Origin of the sequence: Mannheimia pernigra (assembly GCF_013377995.1) — a bacterium.
Taxonomy (GTDB): domain Bacteria; phylum Pseudomonadota; class Gammaproteobacteria; order Enterobacterales; family Pasteurellaceae; genus Mannheimia; species Mannheimia pernigra.
Map to the genome: position 1 here is coordinate 1,666,811 of NZ_CP055305.1, position 25,806 is coordinate 1,692,616.

A 25,806-nucleotide genomic window follows, 5' to 3' on the forward strand; every position below is an offset into this window, starting at 1 on the left:
ATTTAGCCGTATAAATTCAACGTTTATTTTTTAAATTTTAGGAGTATTTCTTATGCCAATGTTTAGCCATATTCAAGCCGCCCCTGCCGACCCGATTTTAGGTTTAGGCGAAGCGTTCAAAGCCGATACCCGTGAAGGTAAAATTAATCTTGGTATTGGCGTTTATATGACAGATGAGGGCAAAACCCCTATCGTTAAAGCGGTAAAAGAAGCAGAAAAACGCTTACTAGATACCGAAACCAGTAAAAACTACCTCACTATTGATGGTGTTCAAGCCTTCAATGCAGCAACTCAAGCTTTATTATTTGGCGAAGGGGCTGAAGTGATTACCTCAGGGCGTGCAAAAACGGCTCAAAGCTTAGGTGGCACAGGGGCGTTGCGTATTGCAGCAGAATTTATTAAACGCCATACTAATGCGAAAAATGTGTGGATTTCTACCCCAACTTGGCCAAACCACAACGGTATTTTTGATGCGGTTGGTGTGAATGTAAAAGGTTATCGCTACTATAATAAAGACACCAATGGTTTAGATTGGGACAATTTAATTGCAGACCTAAGCCAAGCTGAGGCTGGCGATGTGGTGTTACTCCACGGTTGCTGTCATAACCCAACAGGGATTGACCCAACGCCATCACAGTGGGAACAACTTGCAGCATTATCCGCAGAAAAAGGCTGGTTACCGTTATTCGATTTTGCTTATCAAGGTTTCGCGAACGGTTTAGAAGAAGATGCTTACGGTTTACGTACTTTCGCTAAAAACAACCGTGAATTATTAGTTGCCAGCTCATTCTCGAAAAACTTCGGTTTATATAATGAGCGTGTTGGGGCATTTACGTTAATTGCCGATAACGCAGAGGATGCAAACCGTGCATTCACACAAATTAAATCGATTATTCGTGTGCTTTATTCTAACCCATCTGCCCACGGTGCAAGTGCGGTAGCAGTGGCATTAGCTGATCCTGAACTGAAAGCATTATGGATTGACGAATTAGACGAAATGCGTAACCGCATTAAAGATATGCGTACTCAATTAGTACAAAAATTAAAAGAAAAAGGGGCAAATAAAGACTTCTCTTTCATTACTGAGCAAAATGGTATGTTCTCATTTAGTGGCTTAACGCCTGAGCAAGTCGATAAATTAAAAGATGATTTCGCCATTTATGCGGTGCGTTCAGGCCGAATTAATGTTGCAGGAATTACCAGCAAAAACATTGATGTACTTGCTGATGCCATTGTCAACGTGCTTTAATTAAAATGTAGATGGCGTAGCATATACTGCTTTCGCCATCATTTTCTGCTATTTTTCCAACCAAAGCATAAAATCTGCTACAGTATGGAATGAACCAAACACCAACACAATATCTTGTGCTGTGGCTTTTTTGAATAATGCTAGGCTTGCTTGACCAACCGTCTCATAACTAAAAGCGATCGAATTCGGTAACACGTTTACCAGTTTACTCAACACAGCTTCACCACTTTGCCCTCGCCAGCAATCTAAACTGGCACAATACCATTCATCAATCAAATGTTCTAACGGCTCAACAATACCCGATAAGTCTTTATCTTCCAATGCACTAAATACCGCATAGATTTTTTGATTTGCTTGTTTTAACTCTGCAAGTTTATCTGCCAAATAACGAGCAGCGTGTGGATTATGCCCTACATCAATAATCACTTTTGCAACTGGTTTTCGTCCTGAGAATTTCTCAAAATCCTTATCCGTCAGCATTTGGAAACGCCCTGTCATTTGAGCTTCAAGAACGGCTTCGCGAATAATTTGCTCATCAATTTCAAAGGGTAATTGCATTAATGCCGCAAGTGCCGTACCTGCATTTGGGATAGGAATTAATGGCAAAGGTAAATCTTTAAAGGATTTTTCTTTAGAAGTCCAATGAAATAGATTGTTTTTAATGTCAAACTGCCAATCCTTATCTCGATAAAAAGCGTGACAACTTAACGATTTTGCAATTTCTTTAATCGAGTTCGGGCAATCTGGCTCGCCAATAATCACTGGAATATTTTCACGGAAAATTCCCGCTTTTTCACGCCCAATATCTTCTCGATTATCACCCAAAAATGTGACGTGGTCGATATCAATAGACGTAATAATCGCAAGGTTCGGATCAACAATATTCGTTGCATCTAACCGCCCGCCTAAACCGACTTCTAAAATCACAATATCTAGTTTATGTTGCTTAAATAATTCAAAAGCCGAGAGTGTGCTGAACTCAAAATAAGTGAGTGAAGCGGTCTTTTTTTCATTAATTTTTGCAAATGCACGAACGTGATCGTCATCGACTAAAACCTCACCATTAATCCTTACTCGTTCATTGTAATGAATTAAATGCGGTGAAGAGTAAACCCCTACACGAAACCCCACTTTTAATAATGTTACTTCTAACAGTCGACAAGTAGATCCTTTGCCATTTGTACCAGCAACGGTAATCACATAAGGAGCAGGATTCAGTAAATCCAACTCTTTTGCCACAGTTGTAATACGCTCTAAGCCCATATCAATCGCTTTTGTATGAGCTTGTTCTAAATAGGAAAGCCACGTTTCCAAAGAATCCGTGGCTTTAGGAGTCATTAATCTATTCATTTATTCTATGTTTTCAACAATCAATTCAGCCACTTTAAATGGCGTTGGTTGATTGGTTAATTTAGCACAAAGTCGGGCAAGCGTATCACGCATCTCTTTACGGGGAACGATCATATCAATAGCACCGTGTTCTAATAAAAACTCTGCTCGTTGGAAACCTTCTGGTAATTTTTCACGCACCGTTTGCTCAATAACTCGAGGGCCTGCAAAGCCTATCAATGCTTTTGGTTCAGCAATATTGACATCACCTAACATTGCAAGGCTGGCTGAAACACCGCCTAAAGTTGGATCAGTTAATACCGAAATAAATGGCACGCCCTGCTCTTTCATTCTTGCTAAAATAGCACTGGTTTTCGCCATTTGCATTAATGAGAATAATGCCTCTTGCATACGTGCACCGCCCGATGCAGAGAAACAGATAAACGGAATGCTTTCTGCTAAGGCTTTCTCTGCCGCTTTTACAAATTTTGCCCCTACCACAGATCCCATTGAACCGCCCATAAACTCAAAGTTAAATGAAGCGGTCACTACTGGCATACCATAAAGTTTACCCGATAACACGATGAAGGAATCTTTTTCGCCCGTTTGCTTTTGTGCAGCGGTCAAACGATCTTTATATTTCTTTAAATCTTTAAATTTCAGCACATCTTGAGGCTCTAGGTCTGCGGCAATTTCAACTGCTGAATCATTGTCTAATAAGTTGAGTAAACGAGTACGAGCATCAATACGCATATGGTGCTCACATTTAGGGCAAACGTGTTGATTGCGTTGCAATTCTTCGCTATAGAGCACCTGTTCACAGCTTGTACATTTTGTCCAAACGCCTTCTGGGATTTTTGATTTTGCTGCACTTGATGATGAGTCTCTACCTAAAATTCTTTCTAACCAGCTCATTATTATTCCTTTTGGATTGAGTTTTGGGATATAAACAAATTTTTGCTATTAAAGCACAATTTACGCTTTTGTGATATGTTTTATTGACATATCAGATCACTAAGCGTGCGTATAAGTTCGATAAAAAAACGCAATCAGAAGAATGACTAACATAATCACAATTTGAATTAAACGTTGTTTAGTTAATTTTTCTGCTGCCATTTTCTCTCCTGTTTTGCTAAGAATGCCGTATTATAAGCGAAAAGAGTATTATTATGCTAGAATTTGCAAAATTTTAAGCAAAAACAACCGCTTGTCGTGAGGGAAAATATGGCAACTATTGAACAATTTCTTGAAGTGGTAAATCAACTTCGTCATCCAGAACACGGCTGCCCGTGGGATTTAAAACAAAACTTTAACACTATGCTCCCCCATTTACTAGAAGAAACCTACGAAGTTGCAGAAGCAATTCACACCAATGATCGCACAGCACTCCGGGAGGAGCTGGGCGATTTATTACTTCAGGTTGTGTTTTTAAGCCAATTAGCAAAAGAAGAAGGGGCTTTTACTTTTGATGATGTTGTCAGCGACATTCACGATAAGCTAATTTACCGACACCCTCACGTTTTTGGTGATGAAAAAGCAGGAAATAGTGAAGAGGCATTAAAAAATTGGGAAACACAAAAAGCCAATGATGCTAAGCATAAAAAGCAAAAATCTATTTTAGATGATTTACCCTTTGCTTTACCCGCACTGACTCGTGCTAATAAATTGCAAAAACGTTGTTCGAAAGTTGGTTTTGATTGGGATGATCCTAAAGATGTGCTTGCAAAAGTAGAAGAAGAGCTTCACGAAGTAAAAGTCGAAATTGCCGAATACCCTAATCGCTCTGCAGAGCTGGCCGAAGAATTAGGTGACTTATTATTTGCCACGGTGAATTTATGTCGTCATTATCATACCGATGCTGAAGAAAATTTACGGAATGCAAATCTTAAATTTGAACAACGCTTTAGAAAAGTAGAACAAGCGGTTAAAAATGCAGGAAAATCTGTAAAAGCCTGTAGTTTAGCTGAATTAGATGCTATTTGGCACGAAATAAAAAGGGTAGAATAATTCATCTTGCTTGTTATAATAAGGCAAATTTAATATTTTAGCCCCCCTATTTTTAGCTATAAAAATATAGCATTCATATTTTATAGGAAATATCTTATGTCAAAAATCTTATTAATAGATGATGATATTGAATTGACCGAATTATTAACTGAACTGCTTGTATTAGAAGGGTTTCAAGTCACTGTCGCTCATAATGGTCAAGAAGGCTTAAATGAATTAGAAGCTAATCAATATGATTTAATACTACTTGATGTGATGATGCCTGTATTAAATGGCACAGAAACATTAAAACGAATAAGGCAAAAATATGTATTGCCTGTTTTAATGTTGAGTGCAAGAGATGATGAAATTGATCGTATTTTAGGGTTAGAATTAGGGGCTGATGATTATCTCCCAAAACCTTTTAATGACCGAGAATTAGTCGCTAGAATGAGAGCTATTTTAAGACGTACTGCTCCCGTGTCATTACCAGAACAAGAAAAAAATGCTCCAGTTGAAATACATAATAGCAAATTATTTCAATTTACAGGTATAGAATTACATTCAGGTCGCCAACAAGCATTTTACCAAGGCAACAATTTAGATTTAACAGCCACTGAATTTGCACTATTACAATTGTTCGTGCGTAATCCTGGTGAGGTTATCACTAGAGAATCATTAAGTTTAGAGATATTAGGCAAACCATTAACCCCTTACGATCGTGCAATTGATATGCACATATCTAATCTTCGTAGAAAATTACCTGAAAAAAATGATGGCTCACCTTGGTTTAAAGCCTTAAGAGGCAAAGGTTACTTATTAGTCACTGAAAAATAAAATACTCTTTCAGATCCCTAACGTGATTAGGGATTTTTACATTCTATTATTATGTCAAACTTATTTAAAAGAATTTCCCAACTTAGAAAACGTTTAGCTTATAAACTTGTTAAATATTATGGTTTATTGCTTATCTTATTTATTACTATTACCTTTAATTTAGATAAGTTTGATGCCAGAAAATTCTCACCGCTTTCACAAAAAGACCAATCTTATTTTAGAAACGAAAGTGTTGAAACAGAAAAAAATTTAAATTTAGATGACGTATTCGAACGGAATTTATCCGTTGAAACAGCTAACGGCTATGATGTTATTTTAGAAGACAACACTACTGGAAATTTAAGTGGTGTAAACCAAAGTAATATTAAATCGTTACAATTTTTTATTTACCAATCACAACAAGCGAAAATGCCATACCAACGCCGTTTTGAAAATATTGAAATATACGGACCTTTTGTCGTTAAATCTCCAATACGTACTTATAACCAATATTTTATTAAAGCAGTTGATGCACAAGAAGAATGGTTTGATACAATTTTGGATTCACCATTTCTGATGATATTCATCCTGATGCTCTCAGGTATGCCATTACTATTATGGTTATCATTTAAAATCACAAAACCTGTTCAAAGTTTAACAGCCTCTGCAAATGCTATCGCAACAGGGCACCTAGAAATAAATCCTAAACTTGAAAAAGAAGATATTTATGAAATCAGAGAAGTCGGCAAAAGTTTTAATCATATGGTAAAAAGTTTAAAAGACTTAACCGAACAGCAAAGAAGAATGATTTCTGATATTTCTCACGAACTAAAAACACCGTTGGCAAGATTACAACTGGCAACCGCGATTTCACGCCGAAAAATGGGCGAATCTGCTGAAATTCATCGTATTGAAACGGAAATCAGAAAACTTGATCAGATGGTTAAAGGTTTATTAGTTATCTCTCAGCAAAAACTAAATTATCAGATTCATAAGAAAATATTTAAAATTAATGAAATTTGGCACGATGTCATTGAAGATGCACAATTTGAAACAGCTCAAAATAATATTATACTCATCATCAAACAAAATATCTCCAACCCTGAATTATATTCTATTAATGGTTCAGTAAGCACACTCACCAGTGCATTGGAAAATTTAATTCGCAATGCACAAAAATATTCGAATAAAATCATTTCTATTTCAATGGAAATTAAAGAGGAAAAATTGATTTTAGTGGTTGAAGATAACGGAGAAGGCATTCCAGAAAATGAATATGAAAATATTTTAAAACCTTTTTACCGTATAGATGAAGCCAGAACAAGAGAAACGGGTGGCTCAGGCTTAGGGCTTTCTATTGTACATAATGCCGCACAGCAGCATCAAGGCAATATCCACTTAACAAAAAGTGATCTGGGTGGTCTAAGAGCGGAATTAGAAATTCCGCTTTGGAAACCATATTCATAATTTGTAAAAATGATAAGAAAAACGACCGCTTGTTTATAAGGAAAACAAAATGACCATAACCAATATTGAACTCGAGCAAATTCTCAATACTAAACTAAATAGTTCTGCCATTAACGACTACGCCCCCAACGGCTTACAGGTTGAAGGCAAAAAAGAGATTCGTAAAATTATTACAGGCGTAACAGCATCTCTGCCACTGATTGAAAAAGCAATTGAGAAAAATGCTGATGCGATTTTAGTTCACCACGGTTATTTTTGGAAAAGCGAAAACCCGTGTATTCGTGGTATGAAAGGCAAACGCATCAAACAACTTTTAGTGAATGATATTAATCTTTTCGGCTACCATTTACCGCTTGATATCCACTCAGAACTAGGCAACAACGCACAATTGGCAAAACATTTAGGGCTGCTTAATTTGAGAGGTCTTGAAGATAGCCCAAACTCAATTCCAATGTACGGCGAATTAGACAGCCCAATTTCTGCCGAAGATCTAAAACAAACGCTTGAAAAAACGTTACAACGCACGGTGATTTTGTGTGATGAATTTGTTTCTACCCCACAAAAAATGATTAAAAAAATCGGTATTTGCTCTGGTGGCGGACAAGGCTATATTGATTTAGCTTTTGAAAAAGGTTGTGATGCCTTTATTAGTGGTGAAATTTCTGAACAAACCACTCATTCAGCACGTGAACAAGGCATTTACTACTTTGCCTGCGGACACCACGCCACAGAGCGAGATGGTGTAAAAGCCCTCGGTGAATGGCTAGCTCAACAGTACGGCTTAGACGTGGAATTCATTGATATTAATAACCCTGCATAATAAATTATTCCACAGCGTTTAAAGCAAAAGGCGGAAACGCCCGCCTTTTAAAAGGTGTTAGATTATTGCAAAAAATCAGCCAAATTTAACCGCTTGTCCGCTTACTTACTTTTCCTTCTGCATAGGTAATGTAAACTGTTGCAGCAATAATAATCGCCGCCCCTAACCATAATTTACCTGGTGGAACCCAGTTAAAAACGAGCCAACCAGCTAATACATTGAGTGGTAATTTAATAAAATCGAACGGTTGAATGTAAGATGCATCCGCTAAGTTATAAGCTTTTGCAACCGCTAATTGAGCCAGTGCTGTTAAAAAACCAAGCAAAATTAAAAAGCCGAAATCACTCCAAGAAGGCAGGCTAAATCCGCTTGGACTTAGGTTAGTTAAAGCAATCAGCACGTTAAATGGCGTAATTAAAATAAATAAATAGGCAACCATTGTGGTTGGGCTATCATAGCGAGAAAGTTTTTTAACCATCAATGAATAGCCTGCCCAGAAAAAAGCAGCAGCAAGGGGTAGTAAAGCAATAAGATTAAAATTATCACTCCAAGGCTCTAAAATAATCATCGCACCAATAAAACCCAGTGCGGTAGCAATCCAACGCCGTTTTCCAATTTGTTCTTTCAAAAATATGCCAGAACCAATAGTGACAAATAATGGCGATGTCATCAATAACGCAATACCCTGCCAAATAGGTAATTGATTAGCCAATGCCATTGTCCAGCATTGAATGCCGATAGCTGAAAGAAAAATGCGAAAACAATGTTGTCCAAAATGGGCGGTTTTCAGCGAAGAAAAAAAACCAACATTATTCATACTTGGCACAAGGAACACGAATGCAATAAGATATTGCACCAATGCAATCACACTAGAATCAATGGGCGAAATGGACGTGAGTTTCGGAATAAGTGTATTAATACAGGCAAACAATACCCCTGCGGTAATAATTGCAATTGCCCCTTTAATCGGTTGATGATTTTTCATAGGTTCTAATAAAATACGTTAAGCTAAAAGATGATATTAAATGAGATAAAATGACTGCGTGTTTTGCTTAATCTGCACTGTAACAGATATTTCAGGCAACTGCTTAATTTCTGCCAGTTTTTTAATGACGGCGGAAAGTTGCTGAGTAATTTCGACAGACTCAAAGCCCTCGTGTTGCCAAGGGGCATCGGTTTCAATTAAAAGCCGTGCTAACGGAAAAATCTGAGCAACGTTTTGCGTTTTCGGGTTAGTCAAAATATCGGGCGTAAGACTAACAAAATAAGGGGTTAAAAGCAATTTTTCCAGCGTCTCATCACTTGCCTTAAACCAATGAAAATGGGCTTGTTGAATTTGATGTTTTGCCAGCAATTCAAGGGCAATTTCCGTATCTTCATACACAATATGCAAATTTAACGGCAAATTATACCGCTTGCTCGTTATGATAAAACGCTCTAACAAATCAATATAAGGCTGATAATCTAATACTGGATTTTCTCGCTTTCGGTAATGCGGCAAGCCAACCTCCCCACAAGCGGTCAATTTTTGATGATTTTTTGCAATAAAATCGAAGAGTTTTTCGATCTCATTTTCCGAAAGTAACGCCTGTTCTGGGTGAAAACCTGCGGCAATATAAAGCTTAGAATATTGCTCTTTTAATGCCAATAACCTTTCACAACTGGCTAAATCTGTTGCAACCGCCAGCACACTTTGTAAATTAGGTTGCTGTAAAATGTCTGCTATTTCTTGATCTGAAAATTGATCAAGATGGATATGGGTATCGAAAAGCATTTTTAGACTTCCAATAAAACCGCCTTCAATTGCTGCAGTTTATCCCTTGTTGCAGCCGCTTTTTCAAACTCTAAGTTGGCGGCAAAATCTCGCATTTGTTGTTCTAACACTTTCAGCTCTTTTTCCAACTCTTTGCGGGATTTCGGTTTGTATTCATTTGCAGAATTTTCAGATTTTTTGACCGCTTGTTTGCCACGTTTTGGTTTGTCGGATTGTCCTATATCGAGTAGCTCACCGACTTTTTTATTTAATGCTTGTGGCACAATGCCTTTTTCTTCGTTATATTTTATCTGCTTTTCACGACGACGTTCGGTCTCAAAAATCGCTTTCTGCATTGAGTTCGTAATACGATCGCCATATAAAATTGCCTTGCCGTTAAGGTTTCGGGCAGCTCGCCCAATGGTCTGAATCAGCGATCGTTCAGAACGGAGAAAACCCTCTTTGTCTGCATCTAAAATCGCTACCAGTGAGACCTCAGGCATATCTAAACCTTCACGGAGCAAGTTAATTCCTACCAATACATCAAACATTCCCATACGCAAGTCGTGAATAATCTCGACCCGTTCTACCGTATCGATATCGCTATGTAAGTAGCGAACCCGAACGCCGTGTTCATCTAGATAATCCGTGAGATCTTCCGCCATTTTTTTAGTAAGCGTAGTAACCAACACACGCTCGTTTACCGCTACTCGTTTGTGAATTTCCGACAATAAATCGTCCACCTGCGTAGCCACTGGGCGGACTTCAATAATGGGGTCAAGCAAACCTGTTGGACGAACAACTTGATCGACCACCTCGGGATTTTTCTCTAACTCATACGCCCCAGGTGTGGCAGATACATAAATTGTTTGTGGTGATAGGCGTTCAAACTCCTCAAATTTAAGCGGACGGTTATCAAGTGCAGACGGCAGTCGAAAGCCATATTGCACCAGTGTTTCTTTTCTTGAGCGGTCTCCCCGATACATACCGCCGATTTGTGGTACGGTAACATGGCTTTCATCAATCACTAAAATACCGTCTGCAGGCATATAATCAAACAAGGTGGGCGGTGCCTCTCCCTCTTTTCTCCCCGAAAGATAGCGTGAATAATTTTCAATGCCCGAGCAGTAACCTAGCTCATTCATCATCTCAATATCAAATTGCGTGCGTTGAGCGATCCGCTGTTCTTCCAGCAGTTTATTTTCCTGAATAAAGTAGGTGCGGCGTTCGACCAGCTCCGATTTAATTTGCTCAATGGCTTCTAGAATTCGTTCTCGTGGCGTGACATAGTGCGTTTTCGGGTAAATCGTGTAGCGTGGCACTTTGCCTAAATTATGCCCCGTGAGCGGGTCGAACAATGAGAGGTTTTCGATTTCATCATCAAACAACTCAACACGCAATGCCACTTCATCACTTTCTGCGGGGTAAATATCAATCACATCGCCCCGTACACGGAAAGTTGAACGTTGAAATGCCTGATCGTTGCGAGTGTATTGCAGCTCCGCAAGACGAGAGAGAATTTCCCGTTGTCCAATCATCGCTCCTACTTGTAAATGCAGCATCATTTGCATATAGGCATCAACATCGCCTAAACCGTAGATAGCGGAAACAGAGGCCACTACTATGGTATCTCGTCTCTCCAAGAACGATTTAGTAGCAGAAAGTCGCATCTGCTCAATTTGCTCGTTAATTGAGGCATCTTTCTCAATAAAGGTATCGCTTGCTGGAACATAGGCTTCGGGTTGGTAGTAATCATAGTAGGAGACAAAATATTCCACCGCATTTTCAGGGAAAAAGCTTTTCATTTCCGCATAGAGCTGAGCCGCAAGGGTTTTATTCGGGGCAAGCAACATAGCAGGACGATTAAGCGTAGCAATCACATTTGCAATAGTGAATGTTTTCCCCGATCCTGTTACACCCAATAATGTTTGATGAGCAAGTCCGTCATTTAAGCCTTCGACTAGCTTTGCAATAGCAGTTGGCTGATCACCAGAGGGGCTAAATGGGGCGTGAAGAATAAAAGGTTTGTGCTGTTTGCTCATAAAATAAAAATCCTGAAAAATGTTCGCAGGATTTTAGCATAAGTTAATAATTGATCGCATAATTTCATTAGAAATCCCCTAATATTAGGGATGTAAGCTGTTGTTTTGCCTATTTATATTCTTCTTTATAACTGGAATAAACAAGCGGTGTTTTTTTGATAATAATTTGCAAATTATTATATAAATTAAATCACAGTCATATTGATAATAATTCGTAATATCAATATGATATATAAGTTTACCATTACTAAGGAGAAATTATGCGTTTAACTAAACTTACTTTTGCCATCTCTAGCTTTTTTGTAGCAACTCAAGCTTTTGCATTAGATTTAACCAAAGAAACTGAGGCATATAAGCAATTTGTCATTGAAGAGATAGACCACTTAGTGGCTAGTACAGAAAAATTTGTCAGTTACTTAGCTAAAGGAGATGTGCAAAAAGCGAAAGAAATTTACCCGCTTGCTCGAATGTATTTTGAACGTTCTGAGCCAATTGCAGAGAGCTTTGACGATTTAGACCCTCGTATTGATGCTCGCCTTGTTGATTTAGTAGAAGAAGGCAAAACCGAAAAAGACTGGTCTGGTTTCCATAAAATTGAAAAAACACTGTGGGAGAAAAATACGACTGAAAGCACAAAAGAAATCGCTGAGCAATTACTTAAAGACGTGAAAGAGCTACGTGCTAAAATTCCAACTGCAGAAGTCACGCCCGAGCTAATGATTACTGGTGCCGTGGATTTATTAAATGAAGTTTCTACCACTAAGGTAATGGGCGAAGAAGAGATCTTCTCAAAAACTGACCTGTACGATTTTAAAGCCAATATTGAAGGGGCTGAGAAAATCTATGAGATTTTCAAACCTCAGCTTGAAAAAGTAGATGCAAAGCTTTCCGCTGAGATTGCTAGCCGTTTTATTACTGTGAATGCATTATTAGAAAAGCATAATAAATCAAAAACAGGTGGTTATGATTACATAAGTTACGATGCACTTTCAAAAGGAGATATCAAATCCCTTGCAGAAGCAGTGAATCAACTTGGCGAACCATTAGCTCAATTAGGTGTGCTGTTAAATAAATAATGGGAGTAACAATTATGGCAGAAAATCGTTCTCGCCGTGATTTCTTAAAAAACTCTACATTAATGGGAGCAGGTTTATTGTCTGCTCCTGCTTTTAGTTTAGAATCACGACAAATTCCTCAAAACGCAGAAAATCAACATTCATTTTTTGGCACACACCAAGCTGGTATCGTTACTGCGGCACAAAAACATATCTATTTTTTGGTGCTTGATTTAGATACCAACGATATTAATAAAGTAAAAACCATTTTTCAGAAATGGACGGCTTACAGTAATAACCTCACGCAGGGCAAAAATGTAAAGCCTTATAGTACGAATAATTTCCTTCCTCCTAATGATACTGGAGAAGCAGATAGCTTGTCACCACAAGGTCTTACGCTAACTTTTGGTATTAGCCACAGTTTTTTCAGTAAATTAGGCATTGAAAAACTGAAACCTACCCAACTCAATAACCTCCCACACTTTCCTCGTGATCAGCTTCAAACCGAATATACTGCTGGTGATATTTGTATTCAGGCTTGTGCTGATGATCCACAAGTGGCTTTTCATGCCATACGCAATTTGGTTCGTGCAGCACGAGGTGAAGTTAAAATGAGGTGGTCACAAATGGGCTTTAACTCTTTTATTGATGAGCGAACCCCTCGCAATCTATTCGGATTTAAAGATGGTACTGCCAATGCCCGTAGCTTAAAAGAACAAGATAATACCATTTGGGTTAAAGATGGCTGGCTGAAAGGCGGTTCTTATTTAGCAGTTCGTCGCATTAAGATGTTTTTAGAAACCTGGGATCGCACCCATCTCCACTCTCAAGAAGAAACTTTTGGTCGCCATCGAGATTCTGGTGTAGGGCTCAGGCACCAACACGAATTTGATACATTGAATTTGGCAAAAAAAGACGAAAAAGGTCATACTGCTATTCCTGAAATGTCCCATACACATCTTGCAAATAAAACAGGCTTACAAATACTTCGCCGCTCCTTTTCTTACTCAAACGGTATTGATGACAAGGGGCAGTTTGATGCTGGTTTGTTATTTATCTCGTTTCAACAAAGCCCTGAGCAATTTATCCAAATTCAAAACTCACTGGGTAATATTGATAAAATGAATGAATATATTACCCACATTGGCAGTGGCTTATTTGCCTGTTTTGCAGGTGTGAAAGATGAAAATGATTATTTGGGGAAAGCCTTATTTGATTTGATTTAAAGGAATAAAAATGGTTACTAATTTAGTTCATTTTATTCTGTACTTATAAAACATAGGAGCAAATCACTATTGCTCCTATAATCTAAAATAGCTCCCAAATTGGCTTGCACTCTCTTGGTAGCTCTAAACTTTTACCCAGTTCAATCCAACCTGTCGGGTGATGGAAATCAGAACCTACTGAGCCATATAAATCAAACTCTTTCGCCCAGCGAGTGAGTAGTTGACGTTGGTCTAGGGTTTGCCCACATCCTGAAACTTCTATGCCATCTCCCCCAGCTAATTTGAAATCACTAATTAAACGGCGAATCCAACGCGCTGTCATTTTATAACGTAATGGGTGGGCAATATTAATCACGCCGCCTGCGTTGTGTGTTGTCCGAACGGCTTCCTCCAAACTACTCCACCGAGGTTTTACATAGGCTGGCTTTCCCATACCTAAATAACGTTTGAAAGCGTGTTCAATGTTACGGACATATCCCTGTTCATACAAGAAACGCCCATAATGTGCTCGGGTTACTTCGCCACTTGCTAAAGCCTTTGCACCTTCATAGGCATTTGCAATCCCCTCTTTTGCTAATTTTTCGCCAATTTCGACCGCTCGCTCTTCACGTAATAGCGCTTGATTATCAAGAAATTGGATCATTTCTTCGTTCTTGTCATCAATATTGAGTGCCGCTAGATGGATACTTTTATCCTGCCACAAAATCGAAATTTCTACACCAGAAATAAAAGTGATTGGTTGAGTTTGCGCGAATCTTTTTGCCTCACGAATACCTGAAATAGTATCGTGATCAGTTAAAGCTAACATATCAACGCCTTGATCAACTGCTCTTTGAACTAATTCGGTTGGGGAAAGCATTCCATCAGAAGCCGTGCTGTGTGAATGTAAATCGTATTTCATTATTAATCCTTAATTAACCCCGCTTGAATGAAAAATTGGCGATAGGCCTCAATCTTTTTCTCCAAACTTAATGGATAAGCCCTTGAAGTAGAAGGCAAACGATATAAATATAGCTCTCTTGATTTCAAATACGGATAGTTCACCCATTCATTTGTTTTGGGTGCTTTAATTTTTTCTGGCAAAAGTGCTAATAAAGTCTCTGTTGCCAAACCACCTGTAGTAAAAATCCATTTCATTTTTGGTAGTTGGATTAAAAGCTCGTCCATATCTACAGGCTCCACAATTTGCAAATCTTTATCTGCCGCATTCCCTTTCAAACGAATGGCTGTTTTGGCAGATGAGCAAAGTGCGATCTGTTTTTCTTGTAAAAAGGCTTCAATTTGAATAGGATCAAATCGTTTTTCATCCTTTACTCGAAAATAGTTTATATCATCAAAAAACACTTTTCCCATTATTCGCCACATATCATTTTGAAAATTAGGATAATGAAATTCCATACAACGTTTTTCTGATGTTGGCGGAAAAGTTCCCATCATCATAACGATAGATTGTTCTGGCAGAACTGGCTCAAAAGGATGATGTTCTAATTCAGGTATTGGCATTATTTGATCAATTCCTTTAATAATTTCAATTTTTCAGCCTTATTTAACTGTTGCTCTGCAGCCTTATTTAAATCACTGATTAATTTTCCATCTTCGTTATTTTTTGTGTAAACCGCCGTTTGTTTTTGTGATATTTGTTCTGCGTAAGCGGTCAAATTTTCCAATAATTTTACTATTCCAGGGTTATCATTATATTGTTGGTATAACTCATCAATAGACTTCGCAAACTGCTCTGCTTTTGCATCAATTTGCTGATGGCAGTATTTCTGCCACTTTATCTGTTCAGCCCTCGTCAGCGTTTGTGGATAATGCCTTGCTCGATAATGGAATAACAATTTCTCTACACGAGGATCTTCAAATTTCAAACCGTGATTAGCTAAATGTTCAGGTAATAACGTACGTAAAATTGCCATATTATTTTTATCTGATGTTGAGAAAAAACCATCATACAAGGTTGTTTCTACATTAGGTGACAACTCAAAAACTCGTTTGTCATTAAAAATTTCCAGTACTTTTTCTCGCACAAGCGATTTTTGTGCTTTTAATGCCTGCAAATTTGCTAAACATAACGCCCTATCAATACCTAATCGCTCTGCATTTTCAGGTAACAAGGTTTTTGCTGGTGCTAAAATTGGACATTTATTAATGTGCACCAATTTTAGTGGCACAGGGAGATCATTTTCAGTTAATGCTTCACGTTTGGTATATAAACGTTGGTGTAAGGTTTCTGCATTTTCGTTCAGTAAACCATTCACATCGCCCGATAAATCGCACACAATCACGGCATTGGGATTAGTTGGATGCCATTCTAACGGCACTACCCAAGCCGTATTACCACGATAATTGCCCAACATTCCTGAAACGTGTACAAGCGGAGTCATCTCGCCTGTATCAATAAGCATTTTCACCTCTTTTTTAATCCGTAAATTAAAGAAAAATTGAAATAACTTCGGCTGTTTTTCTTTAATCAATTTCGCCATCGCAATGGTGGCATAAACATCCGACATTGCATCGTGTGCGTTTTCGTGAGAAATGCCATTTGCCTTCGTTAAATTTTCTAACTTAAAGCTCGGCATACCGTTTTCATCTTTGGGCCACTCAATACCTTCGGGGCGTAAAGCATAGCACGCACGCACTAAATCCAATAAATCCCAACGAGAATTGCCATTTTTCCAGCTGTATTCGTACGGATCGTAAAAATTGCGGAAAAAAGTATAACGTGTCATTTCATCATCATAACGGATATTGTTATAACCAATAGTACAAGTATTTGCTTGGCTAAATTCTGCGTGAATTCGAGCTGTAAATTCAGGCTCAGACAAACCATTATCGTTACATTGTTGCGGTGTAATGCCTGTAACTATAACGGCTTCAGGGCTAGGCAAATAGTCTGGTGTTTGCTTGCAATAAAACATCACTGGATCATCGATGATATTAAAATCCTCATCGGTACGAATGCCTGCAAACTGTGCTGGCCTATCGTGAGATGGGCTTACACCAAAACTTTCATAGTCATAAAAGAAAAAAGAAAAGGATTTGCTCATTAGTTTTCGTTATCCAGAAATTATAAAAATTGCAGAGATTGTATCATATCTAGTGTAAAAGAGTGGCAGAAATACAAGCGGTTATTTTTCAATAAAAATGTGCAAATGTTTAAATAAAAAAAGCCCCTAATCAAAATATCGAAAAGGGGCGGAGGTCTTACCTAAGGAAAAGGAAAAATGAAAAAAACTTGCATAAATCGGTTATACGGATATTAAGACCAGTTGATTAAATAAAAAGTTCATTCAAAACAAAAATTTTTTTAACCACCCGTAAATCCAGTTTCCAGATTTAACTGCTTACAATGTTTATTGACCAACAAATTTTCAAATAATTCCGTAAACTTATTATAATTCCCCCCATTTTCTTGTAGAATATTGCACATTATTTATAAAAGCGCTCACAAGAAAAATTTGAGGTATTAAATGTCTAAATTTCCAACCGTTTCGGATATCCTATTTGGCAAAATTGCAGTAGGTGAAGAAGTTGTCGTGCGAGGCTGGGTTCGTACCCGCCGTGACTCAAAAGCAGGTTTATCTTTCTTAGCCGTTTATGACGGCTCTTGTTTTGATCCAATCCAAGCAATCATCAATAACAATTTAACAAATTATAATGATGAAGTATTACGATTAACTGCTGGCTGCTCTGTGATTGTAACCGGTAAAGTGGTTGAATCACCTGCTGAAGGGCAAGCTGTTGAGTTGCAAGCAACAAACGTAGAAGTTGTTGGCTGGGTTGAAGATCCCGATACCTATCCGATGGCAGCAAAACGCCACTCTGTCGAATATTTACGTGAAGTCGCCCACTTACGCCCTCGTACAAACTTAATTGGTGCCGTAGCACGTGTTCGTCACTGTTTAGCACAAGCTATTCATCGTTTCTTTCACGAGCAAGGTTTCTACTGGGTTGCAACCCCTGTGATTACTGCTTCAGATACTGAAGGTGCTGGGGAAATGTTCCGTGTTTCAACATTAGATTTAGAAAATTTACCACGCAGCGAAAGTGGTAAAGTAGATTTCAACCAAGATTTCTTCGGTAAAGAATCTTTCTTAACCGTATCAGGTCAATTAAATGCGGAAACTTATGCTTGTGCATTAAGCAAAGTTTACACTTTCGGTCCCACTTTCCGTGCTGAAAATTCAAACACAACTCGTCACTTAGCGGAGTTTTGGATGATGGAGCCTGAAATTGCATTTGCAGACCTAAATGATAATGCAAAATTAGCGGAAGATATGTTGAAATACGTTTTCCGTGCGGTGCTCGCAGAACGTAAAGACGATATGCAATTCTTTGTTAAACACGTTGATAAAGAGGCAATCAACCGTTTAGAAGACTTTATTCATGCACCTTTTGCTCAGGTAGACTACACTGATGCTATTGAGATTTTATTAAAATCAGGCAAGGAATTTGAGTTCCCAGTAGAATGGGGAATTGATTTGTCTTCTGAACACGAACGCTATCTAGCAGAAGAACATTTTAAATCACCCGTGGTGGTGAAAAACTATCCGAAAGATATTAAAGCTTTCTATATGCGTTTAAATGATGATGGGAAAACCGTTGCGGCTATGGATGTTTTGGCACCAGGAATTGGTGAAATTATCGGTGGTTCACAGCGTGAAGAACGTTTAGATATATTAGATAAACGTATGAATGAAATGGGCTTAAATCCTGAGGATTACTGGTGGTACCGTGATTTACGTAAGTACGGTACAGTGCCGCATTCAGGTTTTGGTTTAGGCTTTGAGCGTTTAATTGTTTATGTAACAGGTTTACAAAACATTCGTGATGTGATCCCATTCCCTCGCTCTCCACGCAATGCAAGCTTCTAATTTGCAAAAAATCGAATAAAAACGACCGCTGGCAAGCGATCAAAAAAGGCGAAAATTTTACCTTTCGCCTTTTTTACATATCGTTACTAGCCTTTTAATATTTTATTCGGCTCTTTTGCAATTTCCCTTGCCAGTTTGGGAACAAGGTAACCTGAAGTTATTTTTTGTAATTCTCGATAAATCTCAATCGCTTTTTCATCTTCAATATAAAAATGACTTGCCCCCGCTACTTTATCAAACAAATGCAAATAATAAGGCAAAATACGGCACTCAAATAATTTATCGCTTAATGCTTTTAAGGTTTGAGGATTATCATTTACCTCTTTTAACATTACCGATTGATTGAGTAATACTACGCCTGCTCTTGTAAGCATTCTCATTTTTTCAGCAAAAATTTCATCAATTTCATTAGCGTGATTAATATGTGTAACCAGAACTATATTCAAATGAGATTCTGATAACCGTTCACATAATTCAAAAGTAATGCGATTTGGGATAACAACAGGAAGCCGTGAGTGAATACGCAACGTTTTGATATGTGGAATCTGCTCAAGTTTATCTAACAGCCAGTGTAATTCCTGATCTTTTGCCATTAGCGGATCACCGCCTGAAAAAATAACCTCTTCCAGCTCAGTATGTTGTGCAATGTAGTCTAAACTTTCTTGCCAGACCGCTTTACCACTTTTCACTTCATCGTAAGGAAAATGACGACGAAAACAGTATCGACAATTAATCGCACAACTATTTTTTATCATAAATAATAAACGGTTATGATATTTGTGCAAAATATTCGGTGCTGGACTTTTCTGCTCTTCTAAAGGATCAGCAATAAATCCCTCCTGCTCAATAAATTCCTCTTGCAATGACATCGCCTGCAGAAAAAGCGGATCTTTTGGGTTCCCTTTTTCCATTTTCTCTGCAAATGCTTTTGGTACTCTGAGGGCAAATAATTTTCGAGCAGCAATATCTGCCTCAAAATCTGCAGGATTAAGCGATAAAAACTCCAGTAAATCAATAGGATTATTAAAGGCTTGAGCAAGTTCAGTAAGCCAAAGTGGTTTAATTTGAATTGGTTGCATAAACAAAAATACTCCCGCTCCATAAAGAACGAGAGTAAAAAATGACAAGAAGCTAAGGAATTAAGTTACATTGTAATGGTGTACCATTTGGATTTACCATTACCACAGGCGAAGCTTGAGCACCTTGTGCTGCCACCAAATACTGCACCCCAGAAATACAGTAACGACGGTAGCCATCTGTTTTCTCAACTAAGAAAGGATCAATTTGTCCACCAATGCTCTTAAATTCTGCAATCGCACCATTTGCAATATTTTGCGCAGAATTAACCGCTTGTTGTGCATTTACCTCTGCTGGTTGGTTTGCGTGTGCATTTGATGACATCATATCACCCAAAATATAGCCTGCCGCCGCCCCCATTGCGACATTGGCCATTGTGCTACTTTGGCGAACTTGCGGTTGAGTTGCTGTGTTATTTGGCGTATTTGCAAATGTTGCGTCTCTTTGCTGTTGAGTTGGTTTTTTAGTTACAGGTTTAGTCGAAATCGCTTTTGATGAACTCATTGAACGGAAACCACCACCTCGTTTTGCCTCTGCAACTGTGGCAACAGAAACCGCTAAAATAGCAGAAAGAGTAATTAATTTTTTCATTCGTATTCCTCATTAAAAGTAAAAAGTATAGCAAAAAATTTTAGAGATCTTTCGCTAATTTTATGAATTTAGGTTATTATATAGCTCTTTTTGGAAACCCCAAGAGGGTTCGGTTCAAAATACGTTAATTTATTGTTATTTTTTGAATAATTGAGGAAATAATGGCTAGTTACAGCACTAATGACTTTAAAAAAGGTTTAAAATTTATCCAAGATGGTGAGCCTTGTGTAATTGTTGAAAACGAATTTGTAAAACCAGGTAAAGGTCAAGCATTTACACGTACTAAAATTCGTAAATTAATTTCTGGCAAAGTATTAGAGATCAACTTCAAATCAGGCTCTTCTGTTGAAGCAGCCGATGTTGTTGATTCTAACTACAACTACTCATACAGCGATGGCGATTTCTGGTACTTTATGCACCCAGAAACGTTTGAGCAAATTTCTGTTGATGAAAAAGCATTAGGCGATAACGTAAAATGGTTAGTTGATAATGCAGAATGTATCGTGACATTATGGAATGGCTCTGCCATTGCCGTAACGCCACCAAACTTTGTTGAGTTAGAGATTGTTGAAACTGATCCAGGCTTAAAAGGCGATACCGCAGGTACAGGCGGTAAACCAGCAACACTAAGCACAGGTGCGGTTGTTAGCGTACCGCTATTCGTACAAATTGGCGAAGTAATTCGCGTAGATACACGTTCTGGTGAATATGTTTCTCGTGTGAAATAAGTTTTTATCTCACTATAATTAAAAAAATTAAGCCCTGTTGTAATACAGGGCTTAATTTTACTGTGCTATTTGACTAATTTTAAAGTTGATGCTTTTTTCACTTTAGGATTCTGAATTTTTTCAGTACCCAAGCGGGCTTGATAAGCCTCCACGCTATAATACTCTTCCTCTTGAAACATAATACCATCACCTGTTTCTTGAGCATAAATAGCTTCCATTGCGCCAAAAGGAATGTGAATATCTCTTAACATTCCCTGAAAACGTGCACTAAAGCCAATATATTCTTCGGTTGCAATATATTGTCCAATAGAACGAGAAGAAATATTTAAGATAATTTTTCCTTCTTTGACAAATTCTACTGGCACATCAACATCTGGATACTCTGAATTTACTAATAAATAAGGCGTATTATCGTTATCAATAATCCAGTTGTAATACGCATTGTAAAGATAAGGTCTTAACGGTTTCATTAATCTTTATCATCCATTAAGTGTTTAGGTGCTTCACCACCAACAGATTGAATAAAACTATCTCGTTGGAATACTCTGGTCATATAAGTATTAATTGGTTTTGCTGTAGAGCCAGTAAATTTCACGCCTAAAATCTGCATACGCCATAATAATGGTGCAATATAACAGTCAACAAGACTAAAATCATCACTCATAAAATAAGGTTTAGCAGAAAAAACGGGAGCTAATGCCAAAATATCTTCTTTTAACTGTGCTAATGCTTTTTTGCCTTCTGCCGATTCAGGATCTTTATTCACTAAATCAATTTGTGCATACCAATCTTGTTCAATACGATAAATATTCAAGCGACATTGCCCACGAGAAACAGGATAAACGGGCATTAATGGAGGATGTGGAAAACGCTCATCTAAATACTCCATAATGATGCGAGGGTTAAATAACACCAACTCACGATCAACTAAGGTCGGAATATTACCATAAGAGTTTAATTCTAATAAATCTTCAGAAATACTACCTAGCGTAACGTTCTCAATTTCATAAGGAACCCCTTTTTCTGCTAATACGATACGTACTTGATGGCTATAAATATCATTTTTATCCGAAAAAAGCGTCATTACTGAACGTTTATTTATACTACTCGTCATTTATATCTCCGATGATTAAATTTAACTAAAATTGGTCGCTAATTATATCATATTTCAACTAATAGATAATAGCCCCCAAATTTGGCTTTATGATATGAAATAGCCAAGCAAACGATTGCTTTATGTGGTATGATGACGCCATTTTACATAGCACATAAGGATTTAAAATGTCAAAGAACGCGGAAATTGCTATTGTTATGGGATCTAAAAGTGATTGGGCTACAATGTCTGAAGCCGCACAAATTTTAGATCAATTTGGTTTGAACTACCACGTTGAGGTCGTCTCTGCTCACCGTACACCCGATAAACTTTTCTCTTTTGCTGAATCCGCCCAAGCTCAAGGCTATAAAGTCATTATTGCTGGAGCAGGTGGTGCAGCCCATTTACCTGGTATGATTGCAGCCAAAACTATTGTACCTGTGCTAGGCGTACCAGTGAAAAGCTCAATGTTAAGCGGTGTAGATAGCCTTTACTCTATCGTACAAATGCCAAAAGGCATTCCTGTTGGTACACTTGCTATTGGCCCTGCAGGTGCAGCAAATGCAGGCTTATTAGCCGCTCAAATTCTAGCTGCTTTCAATCCTGAAATTGCAGAAAAGTTACACGCTTTCCGCCAAAATCAAACTAAAGTGGTGTTAGATAATCCAGATCCCCGCATGGAATAGCATTTACCTAACTCTTGCAAATGAGTGAAGAAAAATCGGTAATTTTTTCTCAAAAATTGACCGCTTGCGAGTATTTGCAAAATATGGCTTTACTATTATTTAATTATCCTCACGACCAAATTATTTATTTGAGAACATTACTATGCAAAAAAGTACAATCTACCCTCCTGTTTATGTATTAGGCAATGGTCAATTGGGCAGAATGTTGCGTTATGCAGGAGCACCGCTTGATATTGAGGTCAAGCCACTTGCCTTCGATGCCCCGATTTTTGATATTAATCCAAATAGCATTATTACCGCCGAAATTGAACGTTGGTCAGATACCCCCCTAACGCAACTACTCGGTAATCATAAAAATTTTGTGAATCTCAACGTATTTGGACGATTAGCTGATCGCTTCACGCAAAAATCGCTACTTGATGAACTTAACCTTGCCACATCAACTTGGCAATTAGTAGAAAATGCGGAGAAATTAAAGTCTATTTTTCAACATATTGGAGAAAAAATAGTGGTTAAACGCCGTACTGGCGGTTATGACGGACGAGGGCAATGGATTATTACCCCAGACTCGATAGACCAAATTCCAGCCTCTTTATTCGGAGAGGTGATTGCCGAAAAATTTATTCCATTTGACGGCGAAATTTCGATTATTGGAGCAAGATTTAGAAATGGCTCAACCCGTTTCTATCCAATTTCTCACAACCTCCAACAAAATGGTATTTTGCGTTATTCGGTGTCAGATATAAATTTACCTAACCAAGCTATTTACCAACAACAAGCTGAACAAATGCTCAGTGCGGTAATGCAAGAATTAGATTACATCGGCGTAATGGCAATGGAATGCTTTGTCGTGGGAGAGCATTTATTAATTAACGAACTTGCTCCTCGTGTTCACAACAGCGGACACTGGACACAACTTGGATGTTCTATCAGCCAATTTGAGCTTCATTTAAGAGCTTTACTTGATTTACCAACACCAGAGCTTAAGCAAATTGCACCTAGTGTAATGGTGAATTTAATCGGCATTGAACACACCAACCAATGGCTTAACCTTCCATTTAGCCAGCTCCATTGGTACGGTAAAGATGTTAGAGCAGGCAGAAAAGTAGGGCACATCAACCTTACTCATCCAGATAAAAATGAGCTGATTAATTTACTTGAACAATTAAAACCTACTTTAACTGATGATTTCTATTCAGGATTGGATTGGACCATTGAGAAGTTAAGACAAGCGGTTAAATTTTAAGAAAAATTTGCTCATTTCAAGAAGTACAGGTTTCTGACTTGTGCTTTTTTTTATGCTATTATTTCTGCCATTTTTTACTAGAGAGAACAGAATAACCGTGTTAGTTTCAGATTTTTATTTTGACTTGCCCGATGAGCTAATTGCTCGCTACCCAACTGTCGAGCGTTCTGCCAGCCGACTACTTCATTTAAACGGCGAAACAGGCAAGTTTGCTGATCAGCAATTTATTGATTTATACGATCACATTAATGAAGGTGATCTTTTAATCTTCAATAATACTCGAGTGATTCCTGCTCGACTCTATGGCCGTAAACCAAGTGGTGGAAAAGTTGAGGCATTAGTGGAACGCGTATTAGATGAACACCGATGTTTGGCACACGTTAAATCCTCAAAAGCCCCCAAAGAAGGGGCAAAATTAATTTTCGGAGAAGATAAATTAGGCGAAGGAAACGGTTTTACCGCCACAATGATTGCTCGCCACGAGACTTTATTTGAATTAGTGTTTTGTGAAAATCAACCGTTATTTGATTTATTACAACAAGCCGGACATATACCTCTGCCACCTTATATCAACCGCCCTGATGAAGATACTGACCAAGAACGCTATCAAACCGTTTATAGCAAGGTGTTAGGTGCCGTAGCCGCCCCCACTGCAGGCTTACATTTTGATAATGCGATGCTTGAAAAACTAAAAGCACAAGGGGTAGATACGGCTTTTGTCACCCTTCACGTTGGTGCGGGTACATTCCAGCCTGTGCGAGTCGATACTATTGAAGAACATAAAATGCACGCAGAATATGCCGAAGTAAGCCAAGAGGTTGTAGATAAAATTTTAGCCACCAAAGCGCTAGGAAAGCGAGTGATTGCAGTTGGCACAACGTCTGTTCGCTCAGTAGAAAGTGCCGCTTTGGCAGCAGAAAAAGAAGGTAAACTCATTGCTCCATTGTTCTCTGACACCACGATTTTTCTCTATCCAGGCAAGCAGTTCAAAATAGTTGATGCGTTAATTACCAACTTCCATTTACCTGAATCGACATTAATTATGCTAGTTTCCGCTTTCGCTGGTTATAAAAATACGATGAATGCCTATGCCCACGCGGTTGAAGCGAAATATCGCTTCTTCAGTTACGGTGACGCTATGTTTATTAATAAAAACCCGAATGCACTAAATGACCTGCCTTGATTTAAGGGCTACTCATTTAAATTCAAACGAGTAAATCCGCTTTTTGCTAAGGACACTCATCTATTGATGCCAAATGATTATACTGTTTAATCCAACGTTTTAGTGTTGTTTTTGCAAGCTAAAAATCCCAACGGATCAGTGAGCCATTTTTACCGTTGAAGAAACAATGATTTGCTGTTTGAAAGATAGGCTGTATTTAGTTATAAAAAATCTGCACCTTAATCAGTTGGTTGTTTAACCCAACTTTTGGGGTGCAGATTTTTTGTTATTCACTTACCGCAATTAAACACGCTTGAAGTCCAAGTGAACTAATTTTGGTTTAGTTGGGTGGCGTTGAATTGCTTGTACTTTAACTTGCTCTTCTTTACCACCTACAACGATAGTTAAAACTTCGTTGTAGAACGCATCGTGTACTTGTGCGTTATTTACATCATCGTGGTTTAAGATGATTGATACAGGTTCTGCACTACCACCATAAATGATGGCAGGAACTTGACCATTATGACGCAGGCGGCGGCTCGCACCCTTACCTTGCGTTGAACGAACTTCAGCTTCAAATTTGAATGACATTGTTTAATTCTCTTA

General features: G+C 38.2%; 25 protein-coding genes. 12 read left to right on the forward strand and 13 right to left on the reverse strand.

The genetic code is table 11. The features are described 5' to 3' along the window. The first annotated feature begins 52 nt into the window (after positions 1-52). Complete coding sequence (locus tag HV560_RS08020) at positions 53-1,249, forward strand: amino acid aminotransferase (protein WP_272955342.1); 1,197 nt, start codon at positions 53-55, stop codon at positions 1,247-1,249. A 48-nt stretch (positions 1,250-1,297) separates the two neighbouring features. On the opposite strand, the gene folC is transcribed toward HV560_RS08020, so the two are convergent. Together folC and accD are read right to left on the reverse strand one after the other, a co-directional pair. After that, positions 1,298-2,599: a bifunctional tetrahydrofolate synthase/dihydrofolate synthase gene (gene folC / locus HV560_RS08025; protein ID WP_176812610.1), complete on the reverse strand. Its 1,302-nt coding sequence runs from the start codon at positions 2,597-2,599 to the stop codon at positions 1,298-1,300. Next, positions 2,600-3,493: an acetyl-CoA carboxylase, carboxyltransferase subunit beta gene (accD, locus tag HV560_RS08030; RefSeq protein ID WP_176808539.1), complete on the reverse strand. Its 894-nt coding sequence runs from the start codon at positions 3,491-3,493 to the stop codon at positions 2,600-2,602. A gap of 309 nt (positions 3,494-3,802) precedes the next feature. On the opposite strand from accD, the gene mazG reads away from it, so the two are divergent. The 4 genes from mazG (at position 3,803) to HV560_RS08050 (ending at position 7,667) form a co-directional block, all read left to right on the forward strand. Beyond that, complete coding sequence (gene mazG, locus HV560_RS08035) at positions 3,803-4,585, forward strand: nucleoside triphosphate pyrophosphohydrolase (RefSeq protein ID WP_176812611.1); 783 nt, start codon at positions 3,803-3,805, stop codon at positions 4,583-4,585. A 96-nt stretch (positions 4,586-4,681) separates the two neighbouring features. Continuing rightward, positions 4,682-5,401 (forward strand): response regulator, encoded by a 720-nt coding sequence (locus HV560_RS08040; protein WP_176810031.1) that lies wholly within the window; start codon positions 4,682-4,684, stop codon positions 5,399-5,401. A gap of 51 nt (positions 5,402-5,452) precedes the next feature. Continuing rightward, positions 5,453-6,847, forward strand: coding sequence for an envelope stress sensor histidine kinase CpxA (gene cpxA / locus HV560_RS08045; RefSeq protein WP_176810032.1), 1,395 nt, complete (start codon positions 5,453-5,455; stop codon positions 6,845-6,847). Positions 6,848-6,896: 49 nt separating this feature from the next. Beyond that, complete coding sequence (locus HV560_RS08050) at positions 6,897-7,667, forward strand: Nif3-like dinuclear metal center hexameric protein (protein ID WP_176808543.1); 771 nt, start codon at positions 6,897-6,899, stop codon at positions 7,665-7,667. Between the two features lie 85 nt (positions 7,668-7,752). Here HV560_RS08050 and HV560_RS08055 read toward each other — a convergent pair whose 3' ends face one another. From HV560_RS08055 to uvrB, 3 genes are read right to left on the reverse strand one after another with little or no spacing between them, the layout of a single operon-like run. Beyond that, positions 7,753-8,652 carry a DMT family transporter gene (locus tag HV560_RS08055; protein ID WP_159629934.1) on the reverse strand — a complete coding sequence of 300 codons (900 nt, stop codon included), beginning with the start codon at positions 8,650-8,652 and terminating at the stop codon, positions 7,753-7,755. A gap of 36 nt (positions 8,653-8,688) precedes the next feature. Further along, complete coding sequence (locus HV560_RS08060; protein WP_176812612.1) at positions 8,689-9,441, reverse strand: TatD family hydrolase; 753 nt, start codon at positions 9,439-9,441, stop codon at positions 8,689-8,691. 2 nt (positions 9,442-9,443) lie between these two features. Further along, positions 9,444-11,462 (reverse strand): excinuclease ABC subunit UvrB, encoded by a 2,019-nt coding sequence (gene uvrB, locus HV560_RS08065; RefSeq protein ID WP_176812613.1) that lies wholly within the window; start codon positions 11,460-11,462, stop codon positions 9,444-9,446. A gap of 260 nt (positions 11,463-11,722) precedes the next feature. On the opposite strand from uvrB, the gene efeO reads away from it, so the two are divergent. After that, on the forward strand, positions 11,723-12,538 hold the full coding sequence (gene efeO / locus HV560_RS08070; RefSeq protein WP_176812614.1) for an iron uptake system protein EfeO: 816 nt from the start codon (positions 11,723-11,725) through the stop codon (positions 12,536-12,538). A gap of 14 nt (positions 12,539-12,552) precedes the next feature. Beyond that, the gene (efeB, locus tag HV560_RS08075; protein WP_176812615.1) at positions 12,553-13,743 is read left to right on the forward strand and encodes an iron uptake transporter deferrochelatase/peroxidase subunit; all 1,191 of its coding nucleotides are present in this window, start codon (positions 12,553-12,555) and stop codon (positions 13,741-13,743) included. An 82-nt stretch (positions 13,744-13,825) separates the two neighbouring features. Here the strand turns inward: efeB and HV560_RS08080 are convergent, their stop codons facing one another. The 3 genes from HV560_RS08080 to sbcB are packed head-to-tail and all read right to left on the reverse strand — an operon-like array spanning position 13,826 to position 16,790. Then, positions 13,826-14,644 carry a PHP domain-containing protein gene (locus HV560_RS08080; protein WP_159629928.1) on the reverse strand — a complete coding sequence of 273 codons (819 nt, stop codon included), beginning with the start codon at positions 14,642-14,644 and terminating at the stop codon, positions 13,826-13,828. Between the two features lie 2 nt (positions 14,645-14,646). Further along, positions 14,647-15,246 carry a DNA glycosylase gene (locus HV560_RS08085; protein WP_176808548.1) on the reverse strand — a complete coding sequence of 200 codons (600 nt, stop codon included), beginning with the start codon at positions 15,244-15,246 and terminating at the stop codon, positions 14,647-14,649. Further along, positions 15,246-16,790: an exodeoxyribonuclease I gene (gene sbcB, locus HV560_RS08090; RefSeq protein WP_176808549.1), complete on the reverse strand. Its 1,545-nt coding sequence runs from the start codon at positions 16,788-16,790 to the stop codon at positions 15,246-15,248. The genes HV560_RS08085 and sbcB overlap by 1 nt, the downstream gene beginning before the upstream one ends. A gap of 423 nt (positions 16,791-17,213) precedes the next feature. Between sbcB and asnS the strand changes: the two genes are divergently transcribed. Next, entirely contained in the window at positions 17,214-18,617 is a 1,404-nt protein-coding gene (gene asnS / locus HV560_RS08095; RefSeq protein WP_176812616.1) for an asparagine--tRNA ligase, read from the forward strand. An 86-nt stretch (positions 18,618-18,703) separates the two neighbouring features. Here asnS and epmB read toward each other — a convergent pair whose 3' ends face one another. Together epmB and HV560_RS08105 are read right to left on the reverse strand one after the other, a co-directional pair. After that, a complete protein-coding gene (gene epmB, locus HV560_RS08100; RefSeq protein ID WP_176812617.1) occupies positions 18,704-19,696 on the reverse strand; it encodes an EF-P beta-lysylation protein EpmB in 993 nt (330 codons plus the stop codon). 52 nt (positions 19,697-19,748) lie between these two features. Then, entirely contained in the window at positions 19,749-20,285 is a 537-nt protein-coding gene (locus HV560_RS08105) for a hypothetical protein (RefSeq protein WP_176808552.1), read from the reverse strand. Between the two features lie 161 nt (positions 20,286-20,446). Between HV560_RS08105 and efp the strand changes: the two genes are divergently transcribed. Continuing rightward, positions 20,447-21,013 (forward strand): elongation factor P, encoded by a 567-nt coding sequence (gene efp, locus HV560_RS08110; protein WP_159629916.1) that lies wholly within the window; start codon positions 20,447-20,449, stop codon positions 21,011-21,013. 65 nt (positions 21,014-21,078) lie between these two features. On the opposite strand, the gene HV560_RS08115 is transcribed toward efp, so the two are convergent. Both HV560_RS08115 and HV560_RS08120 read right to left on the reverse strand, forming a co-directional pair. Continuing rightward, entirely contained in the window at positions 21,079-21,483 is a 405-nt protein-coding gene (locus HV560_RS08115; protein WP_159629914.1) for a ClpXP protease specificity-enhancing factor, read from the reverse strand. Continuing rightward, complete coding sequence (locus tag HV560_RS08120; RefSeq protein WP_159629912.1) at positions 21,483-22,127, reverse strand: glutathione S-transferase N-terminal domain-containing protein; 645 nt, start codon at positions 22,125-22,127, stop codon at positions 21,483-21,485. Before HV560_RS08120 ends, HV560_RS08115 begins: the two co-directional genes overlap by 1 nt. A gap of 167 nt (positions 22,128-22,294) precedes the next feature. On the opposite strand from HV560_RS08120, the gene purE reads away from it, so the two are divergent. The 3 genes from purE to queA all read left to right on the forward strand — a co-directional run bounded on the left by purE (position 22,295) and on the right by queA (position 25,221). Continuing rightward, on the forward strand, positions 22,295-22,792 hold the full coding sequence (purE, locus tag HV560_RS08125) for a 5-(carboxyamino)imidazole ribonucleotide mutase (RefSeq protein WP_159629910.1): 498 nt from the start codon (positions 22,295-22,297) through the stop codon (positions 22,790-22,792). A gap of 142 nt (positions 22,793-22,934) precedes the next feature. Beyond that, positions 22,935-24,038 carry a 5-(carboxyamino)imidazole ribonucleotide synthase gene (purK, locus tag HV560_RS08130; RefSeq protein WP_176808553.1) on the forward strand — a complete coding sequence of 368 codons (1,104 nt, stop codon included), beginning with the start codon at positions 22,935-22,937 and terminating at the stop codon, positions 24,036-24,038. Positions 24,039-24,135: 97 nt separating this feature from the next. After that, the gene (gene queA, locus HV560_RS08135; RefSeq protein WP_176812854.1) at positions 24,136-25,221 is read left to right on the forward strand and encodes a tRNA preQ1(34) S-adenosylmethionine ribosyltransferase-isomerase QueA; all 1,086 of its coding nucleotides are present in this window, start codon (positions 24,136-24,138) and stop codon (positions 25,219-25,221) included. A 282-nt stretch (positions 25,222-25,503) separates the two neighbouring features. On the opposite strand, the gene rplY is transcribed toward queA, so the two are convergent. Next, positions 25,504-25,791 carry a 50S ribosomal protein L25 gene (gene rplY, locus HV560_RS08140; protein ID WP_176808610.1) on the reverse strand — a complete coding sequence of 96 codons (288 nt, stop codon included), beginning with the start codon at positions 25,789-25,791 and terminating at the stop codon, positions 25,504-25,506. Positions 25,792-25,806 lie beyond the last annotated feature (15 nt).